This window comes from Sphingomonas bacterium (genome assembly GCF_028289855.1).
GTDB lineage: Bacteria > Pseudomonadota > Alphaproteobacteria > Sphingomonadales > Sphingomonadaceae > Sphingomonas.
On record NZ_JAQGKZ010000133.1, the window covers coordinates 1 to 5,688 of the forward strand.

Consider the following 5,688-nt stretch of genomic DNA (forward strand, 5'->3'; position numbering starts at 1 on the left):
CGCCGCCCGATTTCGAAAAGATGGTCCCGGTCGAGGGGGGGCGTATTTACGTGCGCGTCAACGGCGCCATCAAGGGGCCGAAGCTGCCGATCGTCATGCTGCATGGCGGGCCGGGTGGCACGCATGCGCATTTCCTGACCGCGCTGGCGCTGGCAGACGAACGGCCCGTGATCCTCTACGATCAGCTCGACAGCGGGCAGTCGGACCGGCCCAACGATCCGAAGAACTGGCGCGTGCCGCGGTTCGTCGACGAGATCGAGCTGGTCCGCCAAGCGCTCGGCGTCGAGCGCTGGCATTTGCTGGGGCATAGTTGGGGTGGCACGCTCGCGCTCGAATATGGCGCGCGCCAGCCCAAGGCCTTGTGCGGGCTGGCGCTGGCGAGTCCGCTGGTGTCGACAAAAAGCTGGATCGCCGACGCCAATCTGTTGCGCACGCAATTGCCGCCAGAAATTCAGGCAAAGATCGCAAGCTGCGACGCCGCGCCCGGACCAGTATGCGATGCCGGGACCAACGCCTTCTACCGCGCCTTCAACGGCCGCGAGCCGGGTACGATGGCGGCCGCCGTCTACGCCCGCGCGCATCCCGGCGGGTTCAACCCAAAACTCTACAACGCGATGTGGGGGGCGAGTGAATTCGTCTCGACCGGGTCGTTGCGGGATTATGACGGCGAGCCGCTCCTGGCAAAGCTCGACGGCAAGCGCACCCTGTTCATCGGCGGCCAGTATGACGAAGCGCGGCCTTCGACGCTCGCCGGGTTTGCCGCGCGAGTACCGGGTGCGGAGTTCGCCACCGTCCCAGGCTCCGCCCACGGCCTGTTCGCCGACCGGCCCCAGGAAACGGTCGCGTTGATCCGCGCGTGGCTGGCGCGGCAGGATGCGCTCGCCTAAGTTCGTGCGAATGAAGAGAATCGCATGATCATCGCCGTCGACGGCCCCGCCGCCAGCGGCAAGGGCACCATCGCCCGCGCGCTGGCGAAGCACTACAAGCTGCCGCACCTCGATACCGGCCTGCTCTATCGTGCGGTCGCCGAAAACGTGCGCCGCATGGAGCTCGATCCGGAGGTCGAGGCCGACGCGGTCGCCGCCAGCAATTTCGACGATGCCTTGCTCGACGACCCCGCGCTGCGCAGCGACGAGGCTGGCGAGCGCGCATCGGTCGTGTCGGCGCACCCGCTGGTCCGCGCCGCCCTGCTCCAGCGCCAGCGCAAGTTCGTGCACCAGCCCGCGGGCGCCATCCTCGACGGCCGCGACATTGGGACGGTGATCGCGCCCGACGCCGACGCCAAATTGTTCGTCAAGGCGACGCCGCAGATCCGCGCGCGCCGCCGCCACGCCGAATTGAAGGAACGCGGCTCGACGATCAGCCTCGACCGCGTACTCGCCGACATCCGCGCGCGCGACTTGCGCGACACCGGCCGCAACGCCGCGCCGCTGGTGATGGCGGCCGATGCCGGCATTCTCGACACCAGCTTTCTGTCGATCGAGGCCGCGGTCAGACGCGCGATCGAACTGGTCGAGCGGCAACTCGCGCTGAAGGCGTCGGCGGCCCGGGGCGCCAGCTTGCCATAATGCCCTCGTGGCGCTATGTGCGCCCCCGTCCAGCGAGCAGGTTCTCGCGGAGGTCGGCGCGATGGGACACCTGTCGCGCCCTTTTCGCATTTACACGCGTCTAGGCTCCTCCGCGCTCCCGCCCGTTCGGATGCCGCGCCGGTATTCGGCCGTCGCGGCGTTTTGGCCAAGACCACCGGAGACAACCGGTTGGCCGGAAACAGTTGATTAGGAACGATCTTTTATGGCTTCTGCCGCCACTCCAACACGCGACGATTTCGCGAAACTTCTCGAACTCACCCTGGGCGACGCCGACGGCTTCGAAGGCCGCGTCGTACATGGCACCGTCACCGGCATCGAAAATGATATGGCCGTCATCGACGTCGGGCTGAAGTCCGAAGGCCGCGTGCCGCTGCGCGAGTTCGCCGCGCCGGGCCAGAAGGCCGACCTGAAGGTGGGCGACGAGGTCGAGGTGGATGTCGACCGCGTCGAGAATGCGATGGGCGAAGCGATGCTGTCACGCGACCGCGCGCGCCGCGAAGCCGCGTGGGACAAGCTCGAAGCCGAATTCACCCAGTCGGCCCGCGTCGAGGGCGTCATCTTCGGCCGCGTCAAGGGCGGCTTCACCGTCGATCTCGACGGCGCCGTGGCGTTCCTGCCCGGCAGCCAGGTCGATATCCGCCCGGTCCGCGACGTCCAGCCGCTGATGGATATCCCGCAGCCGTTCCAGATCCTGAAGATGGACCGCAAGCGCGGCAACATCGTCGTCTCGCGCCGCGCGATCCTCGAAGAAACCCGCGCCGAGCAGCGCTCGGGCCTCATCCTGTCGCTGGCCGAGGGCCAGATCATCGACGGCGTGGTCAAGAACATCACCGATTATGGTGCGTTCGTTGATCTCGGCGGCATCGACGGCCTGCTCCACGTCACCGACCTCAGCTACAAGCGCGTCGGCCATCCGTCGGAAGTCCTCAACATCGGCGACACCGTCAAGGTGCAGATCATCCGCATCAACAAGGACACCCAGCGCATCAGCCTGGGCATGAAGCAGCTCGAGAGCGATCCTTGGGATGGCGCCGCCGCCAAGTACCATGTCGGCGCGAAGATGACCGGCCGCGTGACCAACATCACCGAGTACGGCGCGTTCGTCGAACTGGAAGCGGGCATCGAAGGCCTGGTCCACGTCAGCGAAATGAGCTGGACCAAGAAGAACGTCCACCCGGGCAAGATCGTCTCGACCTCGCAGGAAGTCGATGTCGTCGTGCTCGAAGTCGACGAGGACAAGCGCCGCATTTCGCTCGGCCTGAAGCAGGCGATCAGCAACCCGTGGGAGGCCTTTGCCGAGGCGCACCCGGTCGGCTCGACGGTCGAAGGCGAAGTCAAGAACGCCACCGAATTCGGCCTGTTCATCGGGCTCGACAACGATGTCGACGGCATGGTCCACATGTCCGACATCGCGTGGGGCATTTCGGGCGAGGACGCGCTCAACCTGCACCGCAAGGGCGAAACGGTGAAGGCGATCGTGCTCGATATCGACGCCGAGAAGGAGCGTATCTCGCTCGGCATGAAGCAGCTTGAGCGTGGCGGGCCGTCGGGCGCGCCGGCGGCCGCCGCGGCGGCATCGGGCGACAAGCTCAACAAGAACGCGATCGTCACCGTCACCGTGCTCGAAGTCCGCGACGCGGGCCTCGAAGTTCAAGTCGGCGACGAGGGGCTGACCGGCTTCATCAAGCGCACCGACCTCGGCCGCGACCGCGACGAGCAGCGCCCGGAGCGGTTCCAGGTCGGGCAGAAGTTCGACGCGCTGGTGACCGGGTTCGACCGTTCGAAGAAGCCGACCTTCTCGATCAAGGCGATGCAGATCGCCGAAGAGAAGCAGGCCGTCGCGCAATACGGTTCGTCCGATTCGGGGGCGTCGCTCGGCGACATCCTGGGCGAAGCGCTCAAGGCTCGCGACACCAAGAAGTAAGACCCGGAATGGGTAGCGTGAGACCGGCGCTACCCATTTCGTGACATATCGTGTCGAATCGGTCCTATAGTCGATCGCGTTTGGACGTTATGGTGACGATTAGGACGCCTGTCGGCGCATCGGAGGGTGCGGCGACAGACGTTGACGGCCCGACCTGGCATCCGCCCGGTCGTTGTGGGGTGGGGAGACCGTGTTCAGATGATCCGTTCGGAACTGATCCAGAAACTGTCGGAAGCCAATCCGGACCTCGCCGCGCGCGATGTCGAGGCGATCACGACGACCTTTTTCGATGAAATTTCCCGCCGCCTGGCCGCCGATGGCCGTGTCGAGTTGCGCGGCTTTGGCGCGTTCTCGACCCGCGCCCGCGACGCCCGCACCGGCCGCAACCCGCGCACCGGCGAACTGGTCGCGGTCGACGCCAAGCGCGTGCCGTATTTCAAGCCCGGCAAGGAAATGCGGGTTAAGCTCAATGTTTGAGAGAGCTTAAGGCGAGCGGAGCGAAGCGAGCGAGCCTTAAGATCCACTAACATTGAGCTGGCCGGCCTCGCAAAGCGAGGACCGACGACCCGGCTTTGCCGGGTCGGCCTACCTCCCAAAATAGTCCCCGCTAAAATAATTAGTGCATGTAGCCGTCACGCGAGTAAATCGCGTGACGTCGGTCCTCGCTGCGCGAGGCCGGCCGGCTCGACGGAGTCGGAAATAAGCTCGGCTTATTTCTCGCTCCGCCAGCGCGCGGACGTGGCGAAATTGGTAGACGCACGGGACTTAAAATCCCTCGCCCATCTGGGTGTGCGGGTTCGAGTCCCGCCGTCCGCACCATGGCGCTGCCGCGCCTTCTTTGGCATAAGCGCGCGATGACGCTGCGCCGCTGGCTCCTTCCGACTCTCTTTCTGTGTCTCGCCACCGCGTGTCAGCAACGGCCAGACAAGGGCCCGGTGGTGGTGTCGGCGATCGGCGGGCGACCGTCATATATCGACGTCAACCGTCGCGGCGGCGACTCCACGCAGCGGCTGTTGCTCGATTCGACCGCGCAGGGGCTCGTCCGGTTCGACGCGGCGGGGCAGATCGAACCCGGCCTGGCCGAACGCTGGATCGTGATCGATGCCGGGCGCACCTATATCTTTCGCCTGCGCGAGGCGGAATGGAGCGATGGCGCGAAAGTCACCGCCGTCGATGTCGCGACGATCCTGAAGCGCGCGATCGCGCCGTCATCGCGCAACCCGTTGAAACCTTTCCTGAGCGCGATCGACGACGTCGCGGTGATGACCGATGCGGTGATCGAGGTTCGCTTGAGCCGTCCGCGGCCCGATCTGCTCAAGCTGTTCGCGCAACCCGAGCTTGCGATCCTGCGCCAGAACCCGCTGGGGGGCAGCGGGCCGCTCCGCATCGTCTCGACCGGCGGCGACGGCGTGCTGATGCGTCCCGCCACAGATCTTACGCGCTCGCCCGACGATGAAGGACCGGTCGCGACGCCCGAGCAGGACGTGCGGCTGATCGGCGAAACCGCGTCGCGCGCGGTCGCGCGGTTTGCCGCCAAACTGTCGGATTACGTCGCCGGCGGCACGGTAGCCGACTTTCCACTAATCGCGCGCGCGGCAATCGCGCCGACCAATATCAAGCTCGAACCGGCGGCGGGGTTGTTCGGGCTGGCGGTGGTGCGGCGCGAAGGGTTGTTGGCCAGCGCCGCAGGACGCGCCGCGATCGCCCAGGCACTCGACCGGCCCGCGCTGATCGCGGCGATCACTTCCGATTGGGGAGCGCCGGTCGAGCGGCTGTTGCCCGACAAGCTCGATTCGGCGCAGCCGCCCGCCATTCCGACCTGGACGACGCTGGCGCCCGACGCCCGGCTGACCGCAGCGCGCTCTGCGGTCGCGCAGTACCGCGCCGCGAATCCCGGTCAGGTCGAAATTCGGATCGCGCTGCCGTCGGGACCGGGCGGTAACTTGCTCTACGGCCAGATCGCGGCACGGCTGATGCTGATTGGCGTACAGCCGGTGCGCGCGGCAATGAACGAGCAAGCCGACCTTCGCCTGATCGACGCGGTTGCGCCCTACGATAGCGCGCGCTGGTATCTCGCGACCGCTTGCGTGGCGTGCAGCGACGAGGCGCAGGCCGCACTGGCGGCGGCGCGCGATGCCCCCGACATGGCCCAGCGCGGCCAGCACATCGCCGAGG

Annotated in this window: 5 protein-coding genes and 1 tRNA gene; all 6 read left to right on the plus strand. The window is 66.6% G+C overall.

The features are described from left to right. Positions 1-887 (plus strand): proline iminopeptidase-family hydrolase (locus JWM94_RS15245; RefSeq protein ID WP_299428948.1); only part of this gene is annotated, 887 nt, incomplete at its 5' end. A gap of 24 nt (positions 888-911) precedes the next feature. Then, positions 912-1,568, plus strand: coding sequence for a (d)CMP kinase (cmk, locus tag JWM94_RS15250; protein WP_299428950.1), 657 nt, complete (start codon positions 912-914; stop codon positions 1,566-1,568). Between the two features lie 223 nt (positions 1,569-1,791). Next, complete coding sequence (rpsA, locus tag JWM94_RS15255; RefSeq protein ID WP_299428952.1) at positions 1,792-3,513, plus strand: 30S ribosomal protein S1; 1,722 nt, start codon at positions 1,792-1,794, stop codon at positions 3,511-3,513. A 198-nt stretch (positions 3,514-3,711) separates the two neighbouring features. Further along, positions 3,712-3,990, plus strand: a complete 279-nt coding sequence (gene ihfB / locus JWM94_RS15260; protein WP_299428954.1) for an integration host factor subunit beta — start codon at positions 3,712-3,714, stop codon at positions 3,988-3,990. 255 nt (positions 3,991-4,245) lie between these two features. Further along, positions 4,246-4,332 (plus strand) — tRNA-Leu (locus JWM94_RS15265). Positions 4,333-4,367: 35 nt separating this feature from the next. Continuing rightward, the coding region (locus tag JWM94_RS15270) for an ABC transporter substrate-binding protein (RefSeq protein ID WP_299428956.1) at positions 4,368-5,688 on the plus strand (1,321 nt) is incomplete at its 3' end.